The sequence below is a fragment of the Kribbella sp. CA-294648 genome, assembly GCF_050943845.1.
Lineage (GTDB): Bacteria > Actinomycetota > Actinomycetes > Propionibacteriales > Kribbellaceae > Kribbella.
The window spans coordinates 397,894-421,139 of sequence record NZ_CP191981.1 but is presented as its reverse complement, the minus strand read 5'-3'; the positions used below and the strand labels follow the sequence as shown (position 1 = coordinate 421,139).

The 23,246-nt window shown below is 67.1% G+C and carries 18 protein-coding genes and 1 tRNA gene; 8 read left to right on the top strand and 11 right to left on the bottom strand.

Going from position 1 to position 23,246, the window contains the following annotated elements; translation table 11 throughout:
- Positions 1 to 115 precede the first annotated feature (115 nt).
- Both ACQPYM_RS02095 and ACQPYM_RS02090 read left to right on the top strand, forming a co-directional pair.
- Entirely contained in the window at positions 116 to 1,483 is a 1,368-nt protein-coding gene (locus ACQPYM_RS02095; protein ID WP_433013866.1) for an AlbA family DNA-binding domain-containing protein, read from the top strand.
- A gap of 134 nt (positions 1,484 to 1,617) precedes the next feature.
- A tRNA-Pro gene (locus tag ACQPYM_RS02090) sits at positions 1,618 to 1,712 on the top strand.
- A 139-nt stretch (positions 1,713 to 1,851) separates the two neighbouring features.
- On the opposite strand, the gene ACQPYM_RS02085 is transcribed toward ACQPYM_RS02090, so the two are convergent.
- Positions 1,852 to 2,730 carry a class I SAM-dependent methyltransferase gene (locus tag ACQPYM_RS02085; protein ID WP_433013863.1) on the bottom strand — a complete coding sequence of 293 codons (879 nt, stop codon included), beginning with the start codon at positions 2,728 to 2,730 and terminating at the stop codon, positions 1,852 to 1,854.
- A 228-nt stretch (positions 2,731 to 2,958) separates the two neighbouring features.
- On the opposite strand from ACQPYM_RS02085, the gene helR reads away from it, so the two are divergent.
- Positions 2,959 to 5,139, top strand: coding sequence for an RNA polymerase recycling motor ATPase HelR (gene helR, locus ACQPYM_RS02080; protein WP_433013860.1), 2,181 nt, complete (start codon positions 2,959 to 2,961; stop codon positions 5,137 to 5,139).
- Positions 5,140 to 5,142: 3 nt separating this feature from the next.
- Here helR and ACQPYM_RS02075 read toward each other — a convergent pair whose 3' ends face one another.
- From ACQPYM_RS02075 to ACQPYM_RS02065, 3 genes are all read right to left on the bottom strand, one after another.
- Positions 5,143 to 7,392, bottom strand: coding sequence for a N,N-dimethylformamidase beta subunit family domain-containing protein (locus tag ACQPYM_RS02075; RefSeq protein ID WP_433013857.1), 2,250 nt, complete (start codon positions 7,390 to 7,392; stop codon positions 5,143 to 5,145).
- A 69-nt stretch (positions 7,393 to 7,461) separates the two neighbouring features.
- Positions 7,462 to 8,220, bottom strand: a complete 759-nt coding sequence (locus ACQPYM_RS02070; protein ID WP_433013854.1) for an MBL fold metallo-hydrolase — start codon at positions 8,218 to 8,220, stop codon at positions 7,462 to 7,464.
- A 102-nt stretch (positions 8,221 to 8,322) separates the two neighbouring features.
- Entirely contained in the window at positions 8,323 to 9,288 is a 966-nt protein-coding gene (locus ACQPYM_RS02065; protein ID WP_433013851.1) for a nitroreductase/quinone reductase family protein, read from the bottom strand.
- A gap of 213 nt (positions 9,289 to 9,501) precedes the next feature.
- Between ACQPYM_RS02065 and ACQPYM_RS02060 the strand changes: the two genes are divergently transcribed.
- Positions 9,502 to 10,422 (top strand): hypothetical protein, encoded by a 921-nt coding sequence (locus ACQPYM_RS02060; RefSeq protein WP_433013848.1) that lies wholly within the window; start codon positions 9,502 to 9,504, stop codon positions 10,420 to 10,422.
- Positions 10,423 to 10,476: 54 nt separating this feature from the next.
- On the opposite strand, the gene ACQPYM_RS02055 is transcribed toward ACQPYM_RS02060, so the two are convergent.
- Both ACQPYM_RS02055 and ACQPYM_RS02050 read right to left on the bottom strand, forming a co-directional pair.
- On the bottom strand, positions 10,477 to 13,332 hold the full coding sequence (locus ACQPYM_RS02055; RefSeq protein ID WP_433013845.1) for a helix-turn-helix transcriptional regulator: 2,856 nt from the start codon (positions 13,330 to 13,332) through the stop codon (positions 10,477 to 10,479).
- A 1-nt stretch (position 13,333) separates the two neighbouring features.
- Positions 13,334 to 13,990, bottom strand: coding sequence for an MBL fold metallo-hydrolase (locus ACQPYM_RS02050; RefSeq protein WP_433013842.1), 657 nt, complete (start codon positions 13,988 to 13,990; stop codon positions 13,334 to 13,336).
- Between the two features lie 92 nt (positions 13,991 to 14,082).
- Here ACQPYM_RS02050 and ACQPYM_RS02045 point away from each other — a divergent pair, with 92 nt between their 5' ends.
- A complete protein-coding gene (locus ACQPYM_RS02045; protein ID WP_433013839.1) occupies positions 14,083 to 14,628 on the top strand; it encodes a TetR/AcrR family transcriptional regulator in 546 nt (181 codons plus the stop codon).
- Positions 14,629 to 14,746: 118 nt separating this feature from the next.
- Positions 14,747 to 15,385 (top strand): hypothetical protein, encoded by a 639-nt coding sequence (locus ACQPYM_RS02040; RefSeq protein WP_433013836.1) that lies wholly within the window; start codon positions 14,747 to 14,749, stop codon positions 15,383 to 15,385.
- Here the strand turns inward: ACQPYM_RS02040 and ACQPYM_RS02035 are convergent.
- The 5 genes from ACQPYM_RS02035 to ACQPYM_RS02015 all read right to left on the bottom strand — a co-directional run bounded on the left by ACQPYM_RS02035 (position 15,378) and on the right by ACQPYM_RS02015 (position 20,790).
- Positions 15,378 to 16,094 carry an endonuclease/exonuclease/phosphatase family protein gene (locus ACQPYM_RS02035; protein ID WP_433013833.1) on the bottom strand — a complete coding sequence of 239 codons (717 nt, stop codon included), beginning with the start codon at positions 16,092 to 16,094 and terminating at the stop codon, positions 15,378 to 15,380. The two genes, ACQPYM_RS02040 and ACQPYM_RS02035, sit on opposite strands and share 8 nt — an antisense overlap.
- Positions 16,095 to 16,424: 330 nt before the next feature.
- Positions 16,425 to 17,330 (bottom strand): carbohydrate ABC transporter permease, encoded by a 906-nt coding sequence (locus ACQPYM_RS02030; protein WP_433013830.1) that lies wholly within the window; start codon positions 17,328 to 17,330, stop codon positions 16,425 to 16,427.
- Positions 17,323 to 18,267, bottom strand: coding sequence for a carbohydrate ABC transporter permease (locus tag ACQPYM_RS02025; RefSeq protein ID WP_433013827.1), 945 nt, complete (start codon positions 18,265 to 18,267; stop codon positions 17,323 to 17,325). Before ACQPYM_RS02025 ends, ACQPYM_RS02030 begins: the two co-directional genes overlap by 8 nt.
- Positions 18,264 to 19,544 carry an extracellular solute-binding protein gene (locus tag ACQPYM_RS02020; protein WP_433013824.1) on the bottom strand — a complete coding sequence of 427 codons (1,281 nt, stop codon included), beginning with the start codon at positions 19,542 to 19,544 and terminating at the stop codon, positions 18,264 to 18,266. The genes ACQPYM_RS02025 and ACQPYM_RS02020 overlap by 4 nt, the downstream gene beginning before the upstream one ends.
- A 181-nt stretch (positions 19,545 to 19,725) precedes the next feature.
- Positions 19,726 to 20,790, bottom strand: coding sequence for a LacI family DNA-binding transcriptional regulator (locus tag ACQPYM_RS02015; RefSeq protein ID WP_433013821.1), 1,065 nt, complete (start codon positions 20,788 to 20,790; stop codon positions 19,726 to 19,728).
- 90 nt (positions 20,791 to 20,880) lie between these two features.
- Between ACQPYM_RS02015 and ACQPYM_RS02010 the strand changes: the two genes are divergently transcribed.
- Together ACQPYM_RS02010 and ACQPYM_RS02005 are read left to right on the top strand one after the other, a co-directional pair.
- Complete coding sequence (locus ACQPYM_RS02010) at positions 20,881 to 21,510, top strand: DUF624 domain-containing protein (protein WP_433013818.1); 630 nt, start codon at positions 20,881 to 20,883, stop codon at positions 21,508 to 21,510.
- 59 nt (positions 21,511 to 21,569) lie between these two features.
- Positions 21,570 to 23,063 carry a DHA2 family efflux MFS transporter permease subunit gene (locus ACQPYM_RS02005; protein WP_433013815.1) on the top strand — a complete coding sequence of 498 codons (1,494 nt, stop codon included), beginning with the start codon at positions 21,570 to 21,572 and terminating at the stop codon, positions 23,061 to 23,063.
- The last annotated feature ends 183 nt before the right edge of the window (positions 23,064 to 23,246 follow it).

The window sequence follows — 23,246 nt, the reverse complement described above, 5'->3', positions numbered from 1 at the left end:
GGTTGTCACGGCATCTCGCCGTCCGCCGGCGGACCGTGCCACACTGCTAGTCCAAGTCCGGTGACAGTCAGGTCTTCGAGGAGCCGGATTAGTCAAGTCGCCAGCAGGAGGATCTGTGGCCCAGTTGCACCTCGACCGCCTCCCGAGAGGGCAGATCGAATGGGACGAGTTCGTCACTGCCGTGGCCACATTTGATGACCGCGCGGAACGGTACTTCCTTGAGCTGAAATCTGATGTCGATCTGTCAACCGAAGCAGGGCGCGCCAAGGTTGCGAAATTTATTCTCGGTGCAGCAAATCGTATGCCCGACCTGGCGACCCGCCGATTCGACGGTCACGGATTGCTCGTCCTGGGCATCAGCAAAGGGGCAATCACAGGGATTCCATTCTTCGAGGCCAAGGACTTGGCCGCCACAGTCAAGAAGTACACCGGAGCGGATGGTCCGCGCTGGGACTTTGAGCGCGTGCGGGTGAGCGACACTCACGACGTAATCATTGTGATCGTCGACCCGCCAAAGATCGGAGATCCAGTATGGACGTGCTACAAGGATGGCCACGAGAACCTGTATGACGGTGGCATCTATATTCGAGTCGACGGAGAGACGCGCCAGGCAAAGGGCGATGAAGTGCGAGTTCTCCTTCAGCGCGCAGAGAAGACGAGCCCTGGAGCCGTGATCGAAGTAGCGATCGACGGATCAGCTGCTGCCTATCGCTGCGATCAATCTCTGATGATCGCCTACATCAATACATACAAGAGTCGACTGGAGCGGACATACCGTCTTGTCGAGGGAATTGAATTGCCCCCCGGAAAGCTCGGCATGTTCGCCACCGGGTTGCGCATCCCGCGCGTTTTCGAGGAGCCAGAAGACCGCACGCTCGAAGAATATACTGAGCAGATTGAGCAGTGGGCGCAGAATATACGAGACTCCTGGGACGGCATGGTCGACGCGTACGCGTCTGTGATCCTCCCAGGATCACAGATCCGTGTCCGAAACGCGTCACAGGCATTTCTGGAGAACCTTGAGATCGAGATTCATCTAGAAGGGCCTGTTGAGGCGACCGAAAGACCATATGTAGATTCGGTAAATCCAACAGAGGTCGATCCAACGGATCTGTTGCCGTCGCCGCCTCGCGAGTGGGGACCTCGGAGCAAATTCCCGGCGGCTTATGCACTTCATCCGAACCTGCCGGGCTACACAGTCCGCCCGGCAGCGGGAAGCGCAAGCGTGTCTTTCCGGAATGGTGGTTCCGTGGATTTCCTAGTCAGGCTGGACCAGCTGCGGCCAGAACGGACCATCGAAATCGAGGACGATGAGTTCACGCTTGTCCTGACAGAGCCGATCTCCGGTAGTCTGACGGGGCACTGGACAGCAACTGCCCAGGGATACCACGAGGTGTTCGCCGGCACGCTGGACGTCACGGTCGGCGAGGAGATCGACCTAACGCCGAGAATCCGACGAGGCCTCCTGGAGTCCGGAGACTGAGCGCCAAGGTTCGCGGTCCCATTGCCGACCTGGGCCGGTCCACGCGCTCACGGCGAGGGTCTCAAAGTGGGTCTCATCCCCCTATGTTCAGGACGGTTCGCCAACGATCGGGGTACGCACGGTTCCACGCTCCAGGAGGATCTACGAACCCCGCTGAACATCGAATCGCGGTCTTGGAAAGCGTGTTGGGGGCAACCCCTCACGAGTTCGAATCTCGTATCCTCCGCCACTCTCCGAGCGGCCACCCGACCAGTGTTTCCGCTGGTCAGTGCACTACGTGGTCGGTCGCAGGGGACGAACACACTGAGGGGCGGTTCCCGATCCGGGAACCGCCCCTCAGCCATGCCGTCTCAGTTTCCGTCTCAGCTTTACTTTCGGGCGGCGATGACTCGCATGGAGCCGCTGGTTACGCGGATTCGGCGGTCCCGGAAAGGGCGGGTTCGTTCGAAGGGTGGGATGAGGCGGGAGGCGGGGTGGAGGAGTTCGCGGATTCGGGTCATGACGAACGGCAGGGCGTAGTACTGGTAGGCGCTGTCGATGGTGGTGACTTCGAATTCGGTTCGGCGGAGTAGTTCGGTGATTGTCTGGTGGTCGTAGTAGCTGACGTGTTCGGGGATTTTGAAGGAGACCCAGCGCGCGCCCGAGACACGGGACAGCAGGCTTTTGATGTTGGGGGTGACCATCACGATCAGGCCGCCGGGGTTGAGCAGGTCGCGCGCAGTACGGAGGAAGGCGGCTGGGTCGGTGACGTGTTCGATCAGGTGGGAGGCGAAGATGACGTCGTACTTCTCGCCCTGGATCTGCGGCACCTCTTCGACGAAACCGCAGAACACCCGGCCGGGGTAGCGCTCCTCGGCGAACTTGACCGCCGTGGGCGACAGGTCCACGCCGTACGCGTCGTAGCCGGCGTCGAGGGCGGCCTTCAGGAAATACCCGTAGCCGCAGCCGACCTCGAGGATCCGGCCGGTCGGGACGAACTCACCGATCCGGCGGACGTCCTCACGGAACGTCGCCAGGTATTCCTCTTCCTGGCTCTCGTACTGCGAGTAGCCGGAGCCCTCGCCACCGAAGTACGACTCTTCCTCGTACAGCGCACGCAGCGTCTCCGGCGTCGGCGTGGGCACCAGTTGCACCAGGCCACAGCCCGGACACTCCTCGATGCCGTAACCGTCCTTCGCGCCCCGCGGCCGGAACGGCCCACCGGCACCGCACAAGATGCAGACAACGTCGGCCGACGTATCGGTCATTGCTCAATCCCGCCTCTGCTCACGCTGGAACCCCGCGAAATCAGGACGGTACCGCGTCCGGGGGCGAGTCTCGATGCCAGGGCCGAACCGAGGCATAAAAAAGCGGAGAGGAGGCAAGCACTCCTTTCCACTCCTAACTTATAGCGCATGGGTGGGCTTGCCGCAAGGCCCGGTTCGTGCCGGAGAATCGTCGGCCGTGGCCGTTACTGCGCGATCGGAGCTGCTGAAGTGAATCCTTTGACCACCAGTGCGTTCGACCTGTCCGACACCCTTTCCGGCAAGGCTGATCCGGCCTTGATCGGCGGGGACGAGAAGCATTTCGCCAAGATCGCCGAGACCCTCGAGAGTTCCATCGCCGACCTGTCCGAGCGGCTCGACGCGGCGCGCAAGGCGCCGGGCGGGAGCGGGCAGGAGGCCCTCGACCGCGACCTCGAGATCCACCGGCTGACTGGCCGGTTAAAAACCCTTCGCCGCTTCGGGCTGGACCTGACCCTCGGGAACATGGTCAGCACCGACGACCCCGAGCCTGTGTACGTCGGACGTCTCGGCCTGACCGACAGCGACGGACGCCGGCTCCTGATCGACTGGCGTTCACCCGCGGCCGAGCCGTTCTTCGGCGCGACGCACGCCAACCCGATGGGTCTGGCCAGCCGTCGCCGGTACCGCTGGACCCGTGGACGGATCAGCGACTACTGGGACGAGGTCTTCACCGCGGAAGGTTTCGAGGGCCATGCCGCGCTCGACGACCAGTCGGCCTTCATCGCCAGTCTCGGCAGCAACCGCTCGCCGCGGATGCGCGATGTGCTCGGCACCATCCAGGCGGACCAGGACTCGATCATCCGGGCCGGCTCCCGTGGCACGCTGGTCGTCGACGGCGGCCCCGGCACCGGCAAGACCGTCGTCGCGCTGCACCGCACCGCCTACCTCCTGTACTCCGATCCGCGCCTCGGCCACCGTCGGGGCGGCGTACTGTTCGTCGGTCCGCACCAGCCCTACTTGGCCTACGTCTCCGACGTCCTGCCCAGCCTGGGCGAGGAGGGCGTGCAGACCTGCACCCTGCGAGACCTCCTGCCCGAGGGAGCCAAGGCAAAGCCGGAGTCCGACCCGGAAGTGGCGCGGCTGAAGTCATCCGCGGATCTGGTGAAGGCCATCGAGCCCGCCGTGAAGCTCTACGAGGAACCGCCCACCAAGGGCATGACCGTCGAGACCCACTGGTCCGACGTCTGGCTCAGCCCGGCCGACTGGGCCGAGGCGTTCGGATCGGCAGATCCCAGTACTCCGCACAACGAGGCGCGCGACCAGGTCTGGGACGAGTTGCTCACGATCCTGCTGGACAAGCATGAGGAGGCGTACGACGAAGAAGACCTCTCGATCGACCTCGTCCGCAGGTCGCTGGAGCAGAACGAGGACCTGATCGATGCCTTCGGCAAGGCTTGGCCGCTGATCGAACCGACTGACCTGGTCGGCGATCTGTGGTCGGTCCCCGCCTACCTGCGGATGTGCAGTCCTGGACTCAGCCCGGACGAGGTCAAGAAGCTGCAACGCAAGGAGGCCCCGCAGGCCTGGACGATCTCCGATCTGCCACTGCTGGACGCGGCGCGGCAGCGACTCGGCGACCCCGAGGCCTCCCGGCGGAAGCGCCGGCAGAAGGCGGCGGCCGCGGTGGAACGCGAACGGATGGCCGACGTCATCGACCACATTCTCGAGGCCGATGACGACAACGAGGGCTGGGTACCGATGCTGCGCGGCCAGGACATCAGGGAAAGCCTGGTCGACGTGACGCCGATCCCCGCCGCCGACCCCGACGTACTGGCCGGACCGTTCGCGCACATCGTCGTGGACGAGGCGCAGGAGCTGACCGATGCGGAGTGGCAGATGCTGCTGCTCCGCTGCCCGTCGAGGAGTTTCACCATCGTCGGCGACCGCGCCCAAGCCAGGCACGGCTTCACGGAGTCGTGGCAGGAACGGCTCGAGCGGGTCGGGCTGGACCGGATCGAGTTGGCCTCCCTGAGCATCAACTACCGCACACCGGAAGAGGTCATGGCGGAGGCCGAGCCGGTCATCCGGGCCGCGCTGCCGGATGCCAACGTACCGACCTCGATCCGCAGCAACGATGTCCCGGTTCGCCACGGATCCACCGCGGAGCTGACCACGATCGTCGACACCTGGCTCAACGAGCACGCCGAGGGCATCGCCTGCATCATCAGCGCGGACGGTACTGCGAAAACCCTGACCGAAGGCCAGTCGACCCGCGTCCGAGAGCTGACCCCCGAACTGTCGAAGGGACTCGAGTTCGACCTGGTCGTGCTCGTCGACCCCGACTCCTTCGGCGACGGTATCGAGGGCGCAGTCGACCGCTACGTCGCGATGACCCGGGCAACCCAGCAACTCGTCATCCTGGAGACCTGACGGTCAGGGTTCGTCGCTCTGTTCGATCCTCTGCTTCGGGACGGCTGCCTGCATCAGCGCGGTCACGTCGTCCCGCGGTACGTCGATGACGCCTCGGCTGACCCATTCGGTGATGTTGGCCATCATGCTGCCGACCGCCCGTTGTGATGCCGCAGAAGGCGACGGCACTGTCCAGTTCGACGGGCAGCGGGCGACGAGGAAGCAGCCGTACGCGAAGGTCGAACCGTTGAGCACCCGGGCACCTGACGATGCCGTGAAGGTCGTCAGGTGCATCGGTGCGGCTCTGCCGTTCGTCCGGCAGGTGCCGGTACCGGTGGCCGCGATCTCCAGGCCGGGGTGCCGATAGAGACCCGGCTGCAGATAGTCGATCTCGCCCGCCACGAAGCCTGGCAACTGCGTTCCCGCCGCGATTCCGTCGAAGACCCAACTGTTGCCGGTGGTCAAGGTGTTGCCGGGGAGAGCGCACACGTACTCCGCACCGAGCAGCGGCTGGGACGCATAGGCGTCACCCAGGTATCGCCAGGTGGTCGAGTTGAGCTCGTCCGTGTAGCGGTCGATGTCCCAAGCCCGCCGGCTGTCGTTGGTGAAGGTGATGCGCCGGTACGCCGCGTTGGCGCCCAGGTTCGCCACATTGACTCCGCGGGCGATCGCCTGACTCAACGCAGCCCGCATGGTCAGCGAGTAGTACTCGTCGTGTCCCGGGAGGAAGACAGTCCCAGCACGATCGGGCAGTTGCCCGCCGAACTCGTCCAGGTCCTCATTGGTCCAGTAGGTGACGTCGAGCCCCTTGGACTCGGCCCAGAACACCAATCCCTGCTCCAGCGTGAGGAACTGGCCCGACCCCTGCCCTTCGCCGTACGGGCGGTCGTAGGTGAGGCGGCCGGAGCCGATGCCCGCTCCGCTGTAGAAGCTCACGCCGCCGTACTTGTTGTACGCCTGCCAGGTCGTGGTCGCCTGCTGGATCAGCAGTTCGTGCTTCGTCCCACTGTCGTCGCGCACCGTCAGAGGCGCGTACGACGCGGCGCCGCCTCCGGTGACCTTGATGAGATAGGTGCCCGGGACCCAGGTGGAGTTCACCGGGATGGTCGTGGTGGTGGTCCAGTGCGCGGCCGTCGTCATCCGCAGGTCGTTGCCGTCAGCCGTGCCACCCGTGGTCGGAGCCGCCTGAACACCAGCCGGTACGCCGTCCTGGCGCCAGATCTCGCGAGCGCCAAGGGCCTGGTAGTAGCCCATCCGGTACGCCACGATGCTGACCGGTTCGGCTGACGAAACCTTCAGCCCGACGACGTCTCCGCAGGTTGCTGACGTTTTGGTGAGGTACGCCGCCACTGCGCCGTTCATCGCGGCCGGAATCACCCAGTCGTTGGTCCCCGGCTTCGCGTTCTCCACCGCAGTGGTCGGCCAGCTCGACGGGCACCCGGCTCGGACAGCCGGCATCGACTGGGCGGGCACCAGCGGCATCTCCGCCGGCGGGGCGATCAGGGCGAGGGTCGCAGTACCGGACATGAGGGAGGTGGCCGACGCCGAGGCCGACATCGCCAACGTCAGAATGCCGCCGTACTTCGACAACACCAACCCGTAGATCGGGATGGACAGGCGAAAGCCTGCGTTGATGCTGAGCGGAGCGCGCGGCGTCCAGGTCGCGTAGCCGCCAGAGGTGGTCAGGGTGCCGTTGATGCTCGTCACCCTGCCCGACGCTCCGGCCGGCATCTGCATGCGTACGGCGGTCAGGACGCCGGCGCGCGCGACCGCACCGGCGTACGTCAGCGTCGTTGTCTGGCCCGGGATGGGGTTGGTCGCCGTGATCTTGATGTTCGGCGGATAAGTTGCCGGGGGCACCAAGGTGCCGTAGCCCGTGGACATGACGGCACCCGTCGTCGCGGTTGCCTTGAAACCAAGGGTCCACGGTCCACCACTCGGCAGGCGCAACCCGTACAGCGGAATGGAGAAGCGCGCGCCGATCGCCATCGAGATCGTCTTGCTCGGCCGCCAGCGCAGCACGGTGGCCGAAACGTTGCTCACGACACCGTTCACGGACGTGATCCGCCCGGTCGAGCCCGCCGGTATCGCCATCGTGACGTCGCGGACCACCCCCGCGCGAGTCACCGTGGCCCGATAGGTCAAGGTTGTCGTCCCGCTCACGCCGGCAGACGCGGTGATGGTCACATTGGCGCTCACCGCGGCTGCAGCGGTCAGCGTCGTCGTACCCGTCAGCGACAGAACGGCAGCGCACAGCAACAATCTCCGGACCATGGTTCCCCCCTGGATCCACTCCCCCTCTTGCGAGAGTACGGAGTTAGGGGCATTGCGCAACCACTGAGATCAGTCCGTGACCCACTCGACGCCGGAGAACACCTGACCGGCCGTGAGATCGGGGAAGTGCGCACCGACCCCACGCGTGGTCTTCAGTTGGTGCCACAGGGATTGGCGGGTCTGCTGAGCGGTAGTGGGGTCTACGTCGCCGTAGGAATGCCAGCTGGGTTCGGCCAACTGGATCGGGCAGGTGATCGCATCGCCCAGCAACAGCAACCGTTCATTGCCCGAGGCAATCGACACGCAGAGATGGCCGGGGGTGTGCCCAGGCGTCATGACCGCGTCGATGCCCGGGGCAACCGTCGTGTCGTGGGACAGCGGATGCTGGCGATCGACATTGCCCAGGAACCCGTCCCGGATGTGCGGGCGGATGTCACCGGGCCCGTTGACGAAGTAGTCCCAGTCGGCGGCGCCGTACCAGATCTTCGCGTTCGGGAAGACCGGCTCGGCGGCGAGATCGAACAGCCAGCCGACGTGGTCGGTGTGGAAGTGCGTGATGACGACATCGGTGATGTCGCCGGCGCGGACCCCCAGCGCCCCGAGGCCGACGAACAACTGCCCGCCCACGAGTCGCATCCCGCGCGGCAACTCGTCTTGGTCAGGCCCCAACCCGGCATCGACCAGGACCGTCCGCTCGCCGGTCCGCACCAGGAAGCAGCCGATCGGCAACCAGGCGAACCCGCCTCGCTCGAACACCTCCGGCCGCGCGTCCTCCGCGATCCCGGCCCCGAAGTACGTCGGATGCAACACAAAAGCTCCATCGCTCACCGCGTCCACCGAAATCCCACCGACCTGCATATGCGCCACCCCTCCGGCTGATCGTCAGGGATCTATGACAACAGCTCTGACGATCAGCCGGTGTGCTGGGGGTCAGCCGTTCAGGAGCGGGATCAGCTGGGCCTCTTCGTAGTCGAGGTGCTGAAGGAGTGCCTCGGTGAGGTGGTCGAGGTCGGCCAGGAGGGTGGTGGGAGCCGGGCTGGTGAGGAGGGCTTGCAGGTCGTCCAGGAGGGTGGCGATGGTGTCGTGTTCCGCCTGGAGGCGTTCGATGGCGGGGGCTGACTCCGGGTGTTGGGCCAGCAAGGCGGGGAACAGGCCGGCGGATTCTTTGCTGTGGTGCGTGTGCAGGCCGTGGCAGAGGGTCAGGCAGTTGATCCGCAACTGAGCGCCGAGCGGCGCGGCGGTGCCGCTGCCGTTGACCGAGGTGCCGTTGGCGGTGGCGGTGACTACCTCGTGGCGGATCAGGGCGAGTTCGTGGCGGAAGGCGTCGTGGATCTTCAGGAGGGCGTCGGCGAAGGAGCCGCCGGCCGGGCCGCCGAAGTCGCCGGACGGGGTGAGGGCGACGACGGGGATGATGCGGGTGGTGCTGGCCTGGTACTTCGCCCACCCCGGTTCCAGCTCGGCCAGACGGGCGAAGATCTCGTCGCGCTCCGCGCCCCGGAGTACGGCGGCAACGGCTGTGTAGGTGAAGGGCCCGCTCTCGACGGTGACCTGGGGGTTGGCGAGCACGTTGTAGTACCAGTCGGGGTGCTTCGGCCCACCGCCGGCCGAGCCGACGACGAGGATGCGGTCGCCTCTGTCCGGGTAGTACCCGAGGACCGTCGTGTGCGGCTTGCCGGAGCGGGCCCCGGTGGTGGTGAGGAGGAGCAGTCGCGCGCCTTCGAACTGGCCGCCGACGCGACCGGCGTTGGCGCGGAACTCCTCGATGAGCTGCTGGGTGAAAGTGTTCAGGGTTCTCTCTGCTTTCTGGCTGAAAAGGAAACTCAGGACCGGAAGAACAGAAAGATCGGCGGGGCTCGCGCGGCCCCAGCGGCGCTCAGAGCGCGGCCGGGTGCCCAACTCGTGAATGGCTGAGAGCAGCCGACCCGGTAGTCACCCGCGAAGCTTAACCACCACCCCGGTTCAAGCCAAAGCGGTATCCGGGGCAGCCACCCCCAGACCACCCCCACGTACCCCCAGGTGGGGAGTTGAGGGATTGACCCTCATGCCCTGGGGGGCGCGGGCGGACAGAGTTGTGCTTACCGAAAACGACCACTCTGGGGGTTCACCGAAATGAAGCGCCACAGCCGCTCCGCTCTCGCCGGTCTCACTCTTGCCGCTGCGATCATCCCGACCACCGCTGCTCACGCCGACCAGTTGCCACTCGCGCCGTTGTGCGCCGAGCAGCGGGACACCACGGGCACGCAGTACGCCGTGAACCTGTGTGACGTGACCGATGTCGACCAGTTCCGCACCCACCTGGCAGCCAAGGGCAACAGCCACTGTGGGCCCGCCTCGCTCTACAACGCGATGTTCTACCTCGGTGAGAAGAAGGGCCTGCCGATGCGGATCACCCCCAACGGGCAGCTGCTGACGGAGTACGACCCCGCAGTACCGGCCGACTACGACGCGGTGACGGCCTGGCTCGGGTGGCTCGGCTACAAGGCGGGCATGGGACCAGACGGCGGGGGCTCGAGTCTGAGCGAGAACCGGGCGGCCTTCGACGCCGCCACTGTGGGCGCGAAGGCGTCCGGCTGGACGGTGAACCGTGGCGTCACCACCAGCGACACCACCCCCGAGTTCGGGCTGGAGATCGCCAAGCGGCTGCGGCAGGCGCCCGTGCAGCTGACCTACGGCCGGTACGTGCTGAACGCCGACAAGACTCACACCTGGACCGGCGGGCACGCGGTCACCGTCGTCGCCGCCAAGGGTGACGTCGCCTCCGGCAAGGTCGAGCTGACCCTGCACGACCCGGGCCGCGCCGCCGACCACAAGTCCGAGGGCTACCTGGACACCCAGTCCGCGACCCGCGGCGAGAAGGTCACGCTCTACCGGATGGCGATCGCGGTGAAGTCGACGCCCAAGGACCCGAACGAGGCGCCGACCGTCAAGGCGCACACCTACTGGCGGCTCGTCGGCGACAACTACGTGGGCGACACCTTCCAGTACGTCGACGCGATGAACTGGTTCGAGGCCGCACCCCCGGTCGGCTGAAGCTGACGCACACCAACCTGGTTCGAGCGGCCCTGGAGGGAGGGGCCGCTCGAACTATGTCAGCGCTCGAGCCAGTTCGCGACGGCCGGTGATGCCCAGCTTCACGTAGATGCGGCCGAGGTGGTTCTCGACCGTCTTGGGTGACACGAACAGCTCGTGCGCGATGTCCCGGTTCGTTCGGCCGCTCACTGCCAGCCCCGCCACCCGCCGCTCGCTGGCCGTCAGTGAGTCCTGACCGGACGAGGTCAGGGCCCGAGGTCGATCTCCCAACGCCTGCAGGGCTTCCGCAGCCCGCTGCCTTACCGCTGTAGACCCACAGCTCGTCGCAAGCTCGCCACCCCGGGCCAGCGTCTCCCGAGCATCAGTACGCCGGCCAACCACGCGGTAGGCCTCCCCTAGATCCACCAGCGCCCTGGCCAGCTCCAACCGCGCCGGAGACTGCTCCAGTACTGCGACCGCATCCTCCAGCGTAGTGACCCGCCGAGCGCCCTGCCCCACGTCGACCTTCGCAGTGAGCCGCAGTGCAGCTCCCAAATCGGACGCAGCACCCCAGCGCCTCGCCAGGTCCAGCTGGTCGCCGGCAAGCTCACGAGCCGATGCCACCGACTCCTCCGAGCCGTACCGCAGCAGAGCCCAGGCGGCCGGAGTACGCCAAGGCACTGCCGGCGGGTCGAGGTGAGCGGCAGCCATCTCGTCCCGCAGGCGATAGGCGTGCTCCAGGGCTGCGGCCGGGTCGTCCTCCTCCAACGCGATCCGCGCGCGAACCTCGTGCAACCACATCGCCGGGATCACCCGCGGCGCGTCCGCGGTCTGGTGATCGAAGTCGGCGAGCAACGCCTTCGCCGCCGCGAACTCACCTTGCTCGACGGCGGCATACGCACCGAAGTTCACCGCCGTCGCCCGCAGCGCGAGCACCTGGGGAGACAACTCTTCCGGTGCCATCGCCGCGAGTACTCCATCAGCATCGGCCTCCAACGCCGGGATGTCCCCGCAGCGCCACGCAAGGAAGTCGGCGACATTGGCCACCATCGCGAACTCGATCGGCGAACCGTTGCGCCGCACCCAGTCCTGCGCGCTGGCAATCTCCCCGCGCGCCAACTCGACACCATCGGCCGCGATCAGCGACATCATCGCGAGCAGCCAGCCGACCAACGTGTCCGACTGGCCGACCGACTCGTTGAACAGTGCACCCTGCCGCAACGCGCGCTCGGCGGTTCGCCGTACGTCGGCCGACGGGCTCACCTCGTAACGCCCACACTGCGCGAGCAACGCCAGCAACGTGCGCTCCTCCGGCGTATCTCCGGGCAGCTCCGCGAATCGGCGCAAGTGCTCAGAGGCCTTCTTGCGCTCATCCGGCAGGTACGACCGGATGATCCCCAGCCGCGCCTCCAACGTGAGCCGCTCCGGCCCGTCCGGCCAACCATCGAGCGTCGACGTCAACTCGGCCACCGCGGCCATTGGCCCGTCCAGCACGGCCGTCGCGTCCGCCGCAGCTCCCAGCAGGGCAGCACGATCCCGTACTCCGATCGCGGCCGCCGCGGCGCGCAGGTGTTGCCTCGCGGCCGCGGCGTCGCCGGACCGGAGCAAGGTCAGACCGAGTTGCGCCCGAACCCCTTGATTTGCTGGGTCCGCGTCGAACGCGCGGGTGAGATAGCCGACCGCCGTCCGCGGATCACCGGCAGAGAGTGAGACGGTGGCGGCGGCCTGGAAGATTTCGGTTGCGTTCGGCAACGTTCCGGCCGGGGCGTGGACCAGATGGGCCGCGATCCGGTCGGCCGGCGCGCGATCGGTGAACAGCACCTCGGCCGCCCTGGCGTGCAGCGCCGCCTTCTCGAGCGGGCCAAGGGCTGACCGCATCGACTCGCGGATGACGGGGTGGACGAAGCTGAGCTGATCGGCGCCCGCGGCAACGACATTGGCCGCGACGAGGGCGTCGATCGCGCCGGCCAGCGTGCTGTCCGGCAACTGCGCGACCGAACCGGCCAGCCAGACATCGGCTCTGGCACCGAGGATCGCCAGCGCGCCGGCGAGCTTCAGCGCGTCCGGATCCAGGCGGCCGAGCATCGTCCGGGAGACCGTGCTCGATCCGAGACCGGCGACGGCCGCGGCGGTCGCCGGATCGTTGACGGGACGATCGAGTGCACGCAGTTCGTCGAGCAAAGACTCGGCCAGGAAGGGGTTTCCGCCACTCGCAGCAAGGACCGCGTCGACCACAGGCGGTGCCGGAACCACGCCTTGATCTCCGCCGCGCTGACCGCCGTGTGCGCCCCCGACCCGGTCGCTGGTCAGAGCGGCGATGCCTTCACGGCTGAGGGGACGAGGCAGCAATCTCTCGACGTGCCGCGAGACGGTCAGCTCGGCCAGCGGACCCAGCCGATCCGGCGGCGGCCGCGTTGCGACGATCAGCGCGATCGGCAGATCCGCGACTCGCTTGGACAGGTAGGACAGGAACCGCAACGACGGCAGGTCGGACCACTGGGCGTCATCGACGGTGATGAGCAACGGTCTTGGTGAGGCGAGATCGACCGCGACCCACCACAGCGCGTGCATGGTCCGGGCGACCTCGGCGTCCCCGGCATCGGGAGTCGCCTTGTCCAGCGCTTCGAGGGCACGCCCGGTCGGACCGGCGATGATCGCCTCCCGGGTCGCACCGGAGTACCGGGAGATCGAGCGCTCGACCATCTGCCGGACGACGCCCCAGGCCATCGCGCTCTCGAGTTCGTCGCCGGTCGCCTGCATCCGGACGAAACCGCGTTCCTTGGCCATCGCGCGGGCCTCGCCGACCAGCCGGGTCTTGCCGATCCCGGCCTCGCCCTCGATCACCAGGACCTTGCCCTCGCCGTCCTTCGAGGCGTCCAGGGCCGCGGCGATCCGGCTCAGTTCGGCCGGCCGCTCCAGCGTGCCGCTCATCTCAGGTCCGCGACTTCGCGGCGGGCAACGCCGCCACGGCCCGGGCGAGCCGGTCCGGATCGCGCAGCGGCGGACCATGGCCGAACAGAGTCAGCGCGGGACGCAGCTCGGCGAGCCGGCGCATCGACTCGTAGTTGCGCTGGACGTCGACGGTCACGAACTTCCAGGGCTGCGAGACGCGCGGCAGCCGGAAGAAGACGTCACCGCACAAGAGGGTCCGGTCGGCCTCGCGCCACAAGGCGATGTGCCCGGGCGAGTGCCCCGGTACGTCGAGGACGGTGAAACTGCCGACCGTGTCGCCCTCGACGAGCCGGCGGGACACGGGATGCGGCGGCGGCATCTTGGCGCGCGACATCAGCGCCGGGATGCGGCCCGGACCAACGACCGGGGTCGCGGTCTCGATCGCCTCGGCGTCCAGGGCTCCGGTCCACAACGGCAATCCGAGGGCCTCACACACCGCGTGGCTGGAACCGAAGTGGTCGGGATGCGCGTGCGTCACGACGTGGGCGCCGACCTGCCGGTCGCGAAGCTGCCGCAGGATCCGGCGCGCGGCCGCCGGCGTACCGGCGTCGACCAGGATGTCGTCCACCAGGTAGGCATTCATGAAATGCGGCGGCCGGCCCAGTAGCTGGTCGACCCCATCGGTTAGCGCCGGCACGAGCCGCATCATATACGCGCGGTGTGTCACTCGTCGCCGCCCGAAATCGAAGGTCCGGCACATCTCCGGCCGGGTGCTGGACAATGTCCGGCGTGGACGGAACCTCATTGCGGGACAGGCTGGTGACGGCCGGCGTCGAACTCCTCGAGGAGGAGGGGATGGCGGAGCTCTCGTTGCGCGCGATCACCCGGCGTACCGGGGTCTCGCACGGCGCACCCCGGCGCTACTTCCCCACCCACAACGCCCTCCTCGCGGCCATCGCCGCAACCGGCCTCGCCGACCTCGCCGCACGCCTCGGTACTCCGACCGAGGGCGCGACCGCCGAGGAGCAACTGGTCGAGCTCGGAACGCGCTACCTGCAGTTCGCCCAGGAGCGCCCGGCGATGTTCCAACTGATCTTCCGCCACGACCTCCTGGTCGGCGCCGGCGGCAACCTCCGCGACATCTCCCTCCCCCTCATCGCGAACCTCACCACCCTGATCGAGCAAACCGGCGCCACCGACCCCCCAACCCGAACCATCGCCCTCTGGACCAACCTCCACGGCCTAGCCACCCTCACCATCACCAACGCCCTCGACCTGGTATCCCCCAACCCCGCAGCCCTCATCCCCACCCTCGTCCACACCCACCTGACCTGATCTTTTTCACGCTCTGTAACGGCGCTCCGGGTTTGAACGATGGAAGCAGTGGCAGCCGATCTTGAGGGGGACGGTGCCGCGCGCCAATCGGCGCACCGCAGCAGGGGGGAAATTTCGCATGCCCAATCAGCAACAGCCATTCCCGGGGAACCAGCCGCCGGCGGGCCAGCCGATGCCGCAGTACGGCGTACATCTGGGGCAACCCGCGCCGCAATACGGTGGTCAACCGGGGCCGCAGTACAACGGACAGCCGGGGCAGCCGGGACAGCCGCCGCAGGCCAAGCAGGCGTGGTGGAAGTCGCGGCCGGCCATCGGGGGCGCCGCGCTCTTCCTCGGGATCGCTGTCGGGGCAGCAGGTGGAGGTGAGGGCACCGAAACCCCGGCCGCTGCGGGATCCCAACCGACGGTGACGGTGAGCGTCCCGGCCGACGGCGCTCCGGCGCCAGAGGTGACGGTTACCGCGCCGCCGAAGACTGTCCAGGTGCCCGGTCCGGTGAAGACTGTGACAGCCCCGCCACCGGCACCGGCCGCCGCGATTGCTGAAGACGGCACCTGGCTGGTCGGAGCCGACATCAAGCCAGGGACCTACCGCAGTTCCGCGGAGGCCACCTGCTACTGGGCGCGGCTGAAGAACACGAACGGCGATCTGGATGCCATCCTCGCCAATGGCAACGGTGGTAACCAGGTCGTCACCGTGAAGAAGACCGACAAGGCGTTCGAATCCGCCCGGTGCGCACCGTGGACCAAGGTCAAGTGAGGTCGGCCAGTACTCCGTAGTGGTCGCTTAGCCAGGTGTTGTTGTGGGGGGTGTTGCCGAGGAGGGTGGCTGCGGTGATGGGGGCGAGGGTGAGGATGTAGTCGATGCGGCGGCGGATGGTGGGGTCGCCGAGTAGGCGGGAGATTTCGAGGGCCGCGACCGGGTTGTCGACTGTCCAGGTGTGGCCGGGGCCGTCGCCTTTGGCTGACCAGGCGTCGTCGTAGTACCGGCTGAGGTAGGTCATGGTGGGGGATTCGGGGGTTGCGTTGAAGTCGCCGGCGACGATCGGCGGCAAGGCGGTGTGGTGTCGGGTGTCGAGGTCGACGATTTCGTGCGCCTGGTGCAGTCGCGCCTCTTCGTGTTCCGGGCGCCACGGGGTGGTCGGCACGATGAAGAGTTGGTCACCAAGGTCCGGTACTTCGACCGCTGCGGCCAGCGTCCACCAGTGCGGGTCACCGCGGTGTTCCACGACCTCCAGGATGCGATGCGGCCAGCGAGTCGCCAGTGCTGTTCCATGGCCGAAGCCGGAAGGGCCGATGAGCTCGTGCTGCTCGGTTGTCCAGATCAGCCCTGTGCCGGCGGTCAGCTCCGCGAGTTGGCCGGGATGGCAGGCCTCCTGGAAGGTCGCGAGGTCAGGCGCCGCCCGCCGGACCTCCGCGTTGATCAGGCCGGTACGCCGAGGATCGCCGGCGTCGTGCTGGACATTCATCGTGAGAACTCGCATCACCTGCCTGGTGCCCGGCACCGCGAACGACTAATCCGGCGCCGATCATTACGGAGAGTTATAGCGCCAATTCGAATGGTAGTGAAATTGCGGTGAAAGACCCGGCCGGGAGGAAGAAGTGCGGGGAATCGATGAAATTGTGGAGAAACGTGTAACGCCCCTGAGGTTGTGACGATAAAAGGTTGAGCGACCTGGCCGGGGGGCAAGTGGACGCTCCGGCGGTTCTTCGGAAGCGCTGGTGATGTGGAGGGGGCCCCAGCAGGTGCTCGCCCGGGGCGGGGTGAGCACCTGCGGAGGGGGCCGTCCCAAGGGGTGTCAGCCCTTGATCCCCACGTTGGCCATTCCCTCGACGAAGCGCTTCTGCGCGAAGACGAACATCACGATCATCGGCAGCGTCGCGAGCGCCGTACCGGCCATCAGATAGGGCCACTGGACCTCGGCCGGGTTCTGGGCGAAGATCGCCAGCCCCAGTTGCAGCGGCCGCATCTCGTCGGACGTGGTGATCATCAACGGCCAGAGGAACGCGTTCCAGGCGGCCTCGATCTGGAACACGCAGATGGTGATCAGGGCCGGTTTGACCAGCGGCGTCATGATCCGCCAGAAGATGCCGAACTCACCAAGGCCGTCGACCCGGGCCGCCTGCGCCAGCTCGTTCGGGATCGACACGTAGAACTGCCGGGCAAGGAAGGTGAACAACGGCGCGGCGCCGAGGGGAATGATCAGTCCCCACCAGGAGTTCAGCCAGCCGATGCCGCCCTGGCCGAGGATGTTGTTGCCACCGAACAGCGGGATCGACTTCACGATCAGGAACAGCGGCACCAGGATGATCTGGAACGGCACCAGGAGCAGCAGGATGAAGTAGTTCAGCAGCGCCTTGGAGCCGCGGATCGGCAGCTTGGCCAGCGCGTAGCCGGCCGTCGTACAGACCGCCAAGGTGAACACCGTCTCGCCGACGGCGATGATCAGGCTGTTGCGGAAGTAGCGCAGGAACGGCGCGGTCTGCATCGCCTCGACGAAGTTGTGCCAGCGCAGCTCACCCGGCAGCCAGGTGAACTTGGCGATCTCCAGGTCGTTCTTGAACGCGGTCAGCACCATCCACAGGAACGGCGTGATCATCAGCAGCGCGCCGATGCTCAGCGCGACGTACAGCAGGATCCGGCCGAGTCGCAGACCCGGAGGTTTCGAACCCACGATCGGGCCGGTCATCGTTGCGCTAGTCATTGACATCCGCCTTCTGGAGCAGGCGTCCGAGGCCGATGAAGACCGCGATCAACAGCATCAGGATCACGGTTTCGGCGGACGCGAATCCGAGTCGCAGGTCCTGGAACGCGTTCTGGTAGATGTCGAGCACCAGCACCATCGTCTCGGTGCCCGGGCCGCCGTCCGTCATCACGTAGACGAGGTCGAAGACCTGGAAGGTGCCGACGATCGAGGTGACGAGCACGAAGAACTGCACCGGACCCAGCGCCGGCCAGGTGACGTTGACGAATCGCTGCCACCGGTTCGCGCCGTCCAGCTCGGACGATTCCAGCAGATCGCGCGAAACGCCTTGCAGGGCGGCGAGATAGATGATGATCTTCGTGCCGAGTCCCTGCCAGACGCCGACCACCATCAGCGACGGCAGCGCGGTGTCGGGGTTGGACAACCACTGGCTCGGCGCGAAACCGAAGAGGCTGAGGAAACCGTTGGCCAGGCCGGAGCCCGGGTTGTAGATCCACAGCCAGATGGTGGCGATCGCGACCGTGGCGGTGACCGTCGGCACGTAGAACGCGGTCCGGAAGAAGCCGAGGCCGCGGATCTTCTGGTTCAGGCCGAGCGCGATCGCCAGCGAGACCGCCATCGACACCGGGATCACCACGACGGCGTACATCACGGTGTTGACGAAGGCGGCGCGGAAGTTCGCGTCACCGAACAGGATCGTGTAGTTCTCGAAGCCGACCCAGGACCAGGAGTCGCCGAAGCTGTAGTCGGTGAAGCTGAGCGCGACCGCGAAGATGATCGGGATCACCAGGAAGATCCCCGAGTGCAGGAGCGCCGGTGCGAGCAGCAGCCAGCCGGCTCGCACCTGGCTCCGGATCAGCTTGCGACTGTCCTTGGCCGGCGCGGCGCGGCGCGGACTGGCAACAGCGGGCGTGGGTCGTTCCAGCGTGGCGCTCATCGGGACTGTCCTGACAGGTTGGCCAGCGTCTTGGCCGGATCCTTCTGGCCGAGCACCGCCTGGGTGAGCTGGGTGTCGAAGTTGCCGCGCATCTCCAGCCAGTTCGCCGAACCGCCTTCGTAGATGGCGAGTTCGAGGCCGCTGGCAACGAACTTGCTGAGCGGGTTCGACTTCGCCTGCGGCGAGTTCGCCGCGTCCTTGTACGCCGGGATCTTCTTGTTCAGCTTGGCGATCGCGTCGACCGAGGACGGTTTGATCAGGGACTGGATGAAGGCCCAGGCCGCGTCCTTGTGCCGGGCGCGGGAACCGATCGAGGCGAGGTCGCCACCGACAAACTGGACCTCCTTGCCACTGTCGAACCGGAAGAACCTCAGGTCATCACAGTTGGCCTGGCCGATGCCCTTCTCCGAGCAGTCGACAGCGCCACCGGTGATGCCCATCGCCGCCTCACCGGTGTAGACCAGCGGTTGCTGGGCGGCATTGCGCTGACCGTAGACCTGGACGTTGTTGATCATCGACTTGATCCACTCCAGCGTCTGGACACCCTTCTCGTTGCTGTAGTTCGGCTGGCCGTCGACGTACAGCGGGGTGCCCGTCGAGGCGAGCAGGGTCGTGTAGGTCTGCCGGAAGCTCGTCGGGGCAGCCAGATCGAAGCCGGCCCGGGTGATCGTGCCGTTCGCGTCCCGCTTGGTCAGCTTCTCGGCCGCGATCTTCAGCTCCGCCATGCTTTTCGGCGGTTTGTCCGGATCCAGCCCGGCCTCCCGGAAGGCGCTGACCCGGAGCGCGACCGCCCGGGCGTCGGCGACGATCGGGTAGGCGTAGAGCTTGTCCTCGTACGTCGCGGCCGGCACCATCGCGCCGATGCTCTTCTCCCGGATCACCTCGGGGGTGACGCCGTACGGGCCGAGGTCGGCGAAGAGCCGCTTCGACGCGAAGGTCTGCACCCAGCCGACGCCGGTCACCATCACGTCGTACGGGATGCCGGCCGCGATCGAGGTGGAGATCTTCTCGTTCAGGTTGCTGTACGTCGCGAAGTCGGGCTCGACCTTCATCTTCGGATAGGTCTTGCGGAAGTCGGCGACGACCTTGTCGAACTCCTCCCGGCCCTTGTTGCTGGGCGGGAAGGACGGGATCAGCACCCGCAACGTCCCGGTCGCCTCGGCCGGCGGGACGCCGTCCGTGGACTTGTCGATCACCCCGTTGCCACAACTGCCGGCGGCCAGGCCGACGAGCACCGCGGCCAGCACCACCACTCCACTCCGGGCACCACGTCTCACAGGGGAACTCCTTCGCTGCCGAGTGCAGTGAAAGTAGGAGGAAAGGGCTTTCCCGTCAAGACCCAACCGCTCGAATGATCAAATTCGATCACTGGCGGAACATTACCGATCAGAGTTCCACGACACGCGGTGTGCATCCCGGCGCGTCTCAGGGCGTCTCAGGACATCCAAGGGCCGCGGGTCAGGCGGGATCGGCCGGAGTACCGGAGGACGAGCGGATCCGGAGTTCAGGGAGCAGCGAGAGGTGCTGGATGGGCGCCGGATCGGAGTTCAGCTTGTGGAGCAGGAGCTCGCACGCGGTTTCGCCGAGCAGCGGTTTGGGCGGGGAGACGGCTGTCAGCGGTACGACGGCCAGCGCGGCGGTCTCGTCGTTGTAGGCGACCACCGCCAGGTCGTCGGGGATGCGGACACCCGCCTCCAGTGCTCGTTCGGTCAACCGAGCGGCGTGCTCGTCGGAGTGGACCAGGACGGCTCGGGCGCCGAACGCTTCACACTCGGCCAGGAACGCGTCGTGCTGAGCCAGTGTCGCCGGGTCGGCCCCGTACGCCGGCAGCTCGATCGTGGAGATGAACAGCTCGACGTCGAGCAGCTCGGCCGCCTGCTCGATGCCCTGCCGGAGCCAGTACGCCGTGACGCTGGCGTCCAGGTTGACCCCGATCCGGCGATGCCCTAGCGAGACGAGATGGCGCAGTGCGAGCGTCGCGCCGTACGCGTGATCCGTGCGGACGTGGTCGTACTCGCGCTCCACGTGCGGATACCCGAAGGCGCGCTCCATCAACACGACCGGTACGTCGATCGCGTCGAGCGTCTTGCTGATCTCGGCCGCGCGCTCGTCCCCGAGTGCGGTGCTGAGCAGCAGGCCGGCCACCCCGATGCCGAGCACCTTCTCGATCCGCTCCTGCTCGACGGCCACGTCGTACCCGGAGACCCCGAGCACCAGGCGGGCGCCGTACCGGGCGGCGGTTTCCTCGGCGCCGCGGATCACGGAGGTGAAGTAGAAGGTCGAGCTCGGTACGACGATGCCGATGGTGAGCTGGCTGCCCTGACTGCTGGGCGCGGCCGCCGGGCTGATGCCGACCGCGCCGCCGTGCACCCGGCGCAGGAGTCCGGCCGAGTCGAGCTCGCCGAGGTCGCGGCGTACTGTGATCGCGGACACGCCCAGCTCTGCCGCCAAGTCGCCGACCCGCAGCCTCCCGTGCCGGCGCAGGCTGCGCAGGATCTGCTCGTGGCGTTCCGATGCGAGCACGCGGGTCCTCCGGGGATTGTGATCCGGGCCTGAGTGTTTGTGATCATACGATCATGCGCAGGCCGGCGCCGACCTTTCCAAGGAGCCTATGTGAGCGATAACAGTGGCCGCACCAACGCCGTCCTGTCCAAGCTGACCGTGATCGGCGACCTGCTCATGCTGCAGATCGTCTTCCTCGTCCTCAGCCTCGGCATCGTCACGCTGTACCCGGCGGCCTTCGCGTTCCAGCGGGTCCTGCCGGACGCGCTCAGCCAGGACCATCCCCAGCTGCTGCGCCGGTTCTTCGGCCAGTTCAAGTGGGCCTTCCGGCGGTTCTGGCTGACCGGCCTGGCTCTGTACTTCGGCAGCATCGCGCTCGCCTTCGGCCTGTTCTTCTGGGCGAACGCGAACGGCCCGATCCGGATCGCGGCGCTGGCGATCCTCATCCCGCTGACCGGGATGATCCTCGGGCTCTACCTCAGCGCACTCGCCGTCCTGCCCTCCGTAGGAGCGGACAGTACGCCCAAGAGCCTGTTCCGCGACGCCAACCTCTTCCTGCTGCGCCGGTCGCTGGCCGTCGCCGGCGGGGTGATTGCACTGCTCACCTGGTTCGCGCTGGTTTCCCAGCTGCCGACCCTGTTCGCGATCGGCTCCGGCCTGGTCCCGGCGCTGATCGGCTACTGGATCTCGCGGACCCGGACGAAGTCCCCAGAAAAAAGTTCTCCGGACGTGTCAATCTGAGTCCCGCTGGTTCGACGTAGAGGTGTAAGGCCCCCATCGGACCAGAAGGAGAACCTCAGATGCACGCGACGACCGACACCCTGGCGGAGACGCCGGCCACGCAGGGCGGCGGCCGGTCGCCCTGGCTCGCGCTCTACGTCCTCTGCGCGGGCATGTTGATGATCGTGCTCGACGTGACGATCGTGAACGTGGCGCTGCCCGCCATCCAGGACGACCTCGGCTTCACCAGCGCCAGCCTCGCGTGGGTCGTGAACGCGTACCTGATCGCCTTCGGCGGTCTGCTCCTGCTGGCCGGCCGGCTCGGCGACCTGCTCGGCCGCCGGACCATCTTCGTCAGCGGCCTGATCGTCTTCACGGTAGCCTCCGTCCTCTGCGGCCTGGCCTCCTCCGCCGAGGTACTGGTCGCGGCCCGCTTCCTGCAGGGCATCGGCGGCGCGCTGACCTCGGCCGTCATCCTCGGCATGATCGTGACCCTGTTCCCCGAACCGCGCGAGCAGGCCAAGGCGATCGGCGTCTACGCCTTCGTCGCCTCGGCCGGTGGCTCGATCGGTCTGCTCGCCGGTGGTGTGCTGACCCAGGCGATCAGCTGGCACTGGATCTTCTTCGTGAACCTGCCGATCGGCATCGCTACCGTGGCGGTGGCCCTCAAGGTGATCGAGAAGGACAAGGGCATCGGCTTCGGCCGCGGCACCGACGTACCGGGTGCCGTGCTGATCACCTCGGCGCTGATGGTCGGCGTCTTCACCATCGTCAAGCCGGCCGCCGAGTTGGGCTGGACCTCTGGCCGGACCATCGCTTTGTCGCTGCTGACGCTGACCCTGCTGGCCTGCTTCATCGTCCGCGAGGCGACCGCCGCCAACCCGCTGGTCCCGCTGCGGATCTTCAAGTCCCGCACGCTGACCGGCGCCAACCTGATCCAGGCACTGTCCGCCGCGGGCATGTTCGGCATCTTCTTCCTCGGCTCGCTCTACCTGCAGCGCGTCCTCGGGTACGACGCCCTGGAGATCGGCCTGGCCTTCCTGCCGACCACGCTCGTGATGGGGCTGCTGTCGGTCCGGTACTCCGAGAAGCTCGTGATGCGCTTCGGTGCCCGCCGGCCGCTGATCGGCGGACTGGTCCTGATCGCGATCGGCCTGGCGCTCTTCACCCAGGCACCGGTCAACGGCAACTACTTCATCCACGTGATGCCGGTCCTGCTCCTGCTGGGCCTGGGCGGCGGCGTCTGCTTCCCGGCGCTGATGGGTCTGGGCATGGCCGACGTGAAGCCCGAGGACGCGGGTCTGGCCTCCGGCCTGATGGGCACCACCGCCGAGATCGGCGCCGCACTCGGCCTGGCGGTCCTGGCCACGCTGGCCGCGACCCGCACCGAAACCCTCGCCGAAGCCGGCCAGCCGACCCTCGACGCTCTGACCAGCGGCTACCACCTCTCCTTCGCCATCGCCGGCCTCCTGGTCACAGCAGCCGTAGTCATCGCCTGCACCGTCATGCGCCCCACCCGCGCAACCACCACCTCCGACGAGGCAACCGAAGAACTCGCCCTAGACGCCGCCTGACCCCTTCACCCCCGCCCACCACTGGCGGGTTCGGACACCAAACGGCGACCTCGGACATCGCACACCTTGTCCAAGGTCGCCGTTCTGGGCGCGAACCCGCCAGTGCTGGGCTCGCGCGATTCGCGTGCGTAGTACTGGAATCGGGTGAGTTGTCCACAGGGTGGGGGCGGTGGTCGTGAAGTG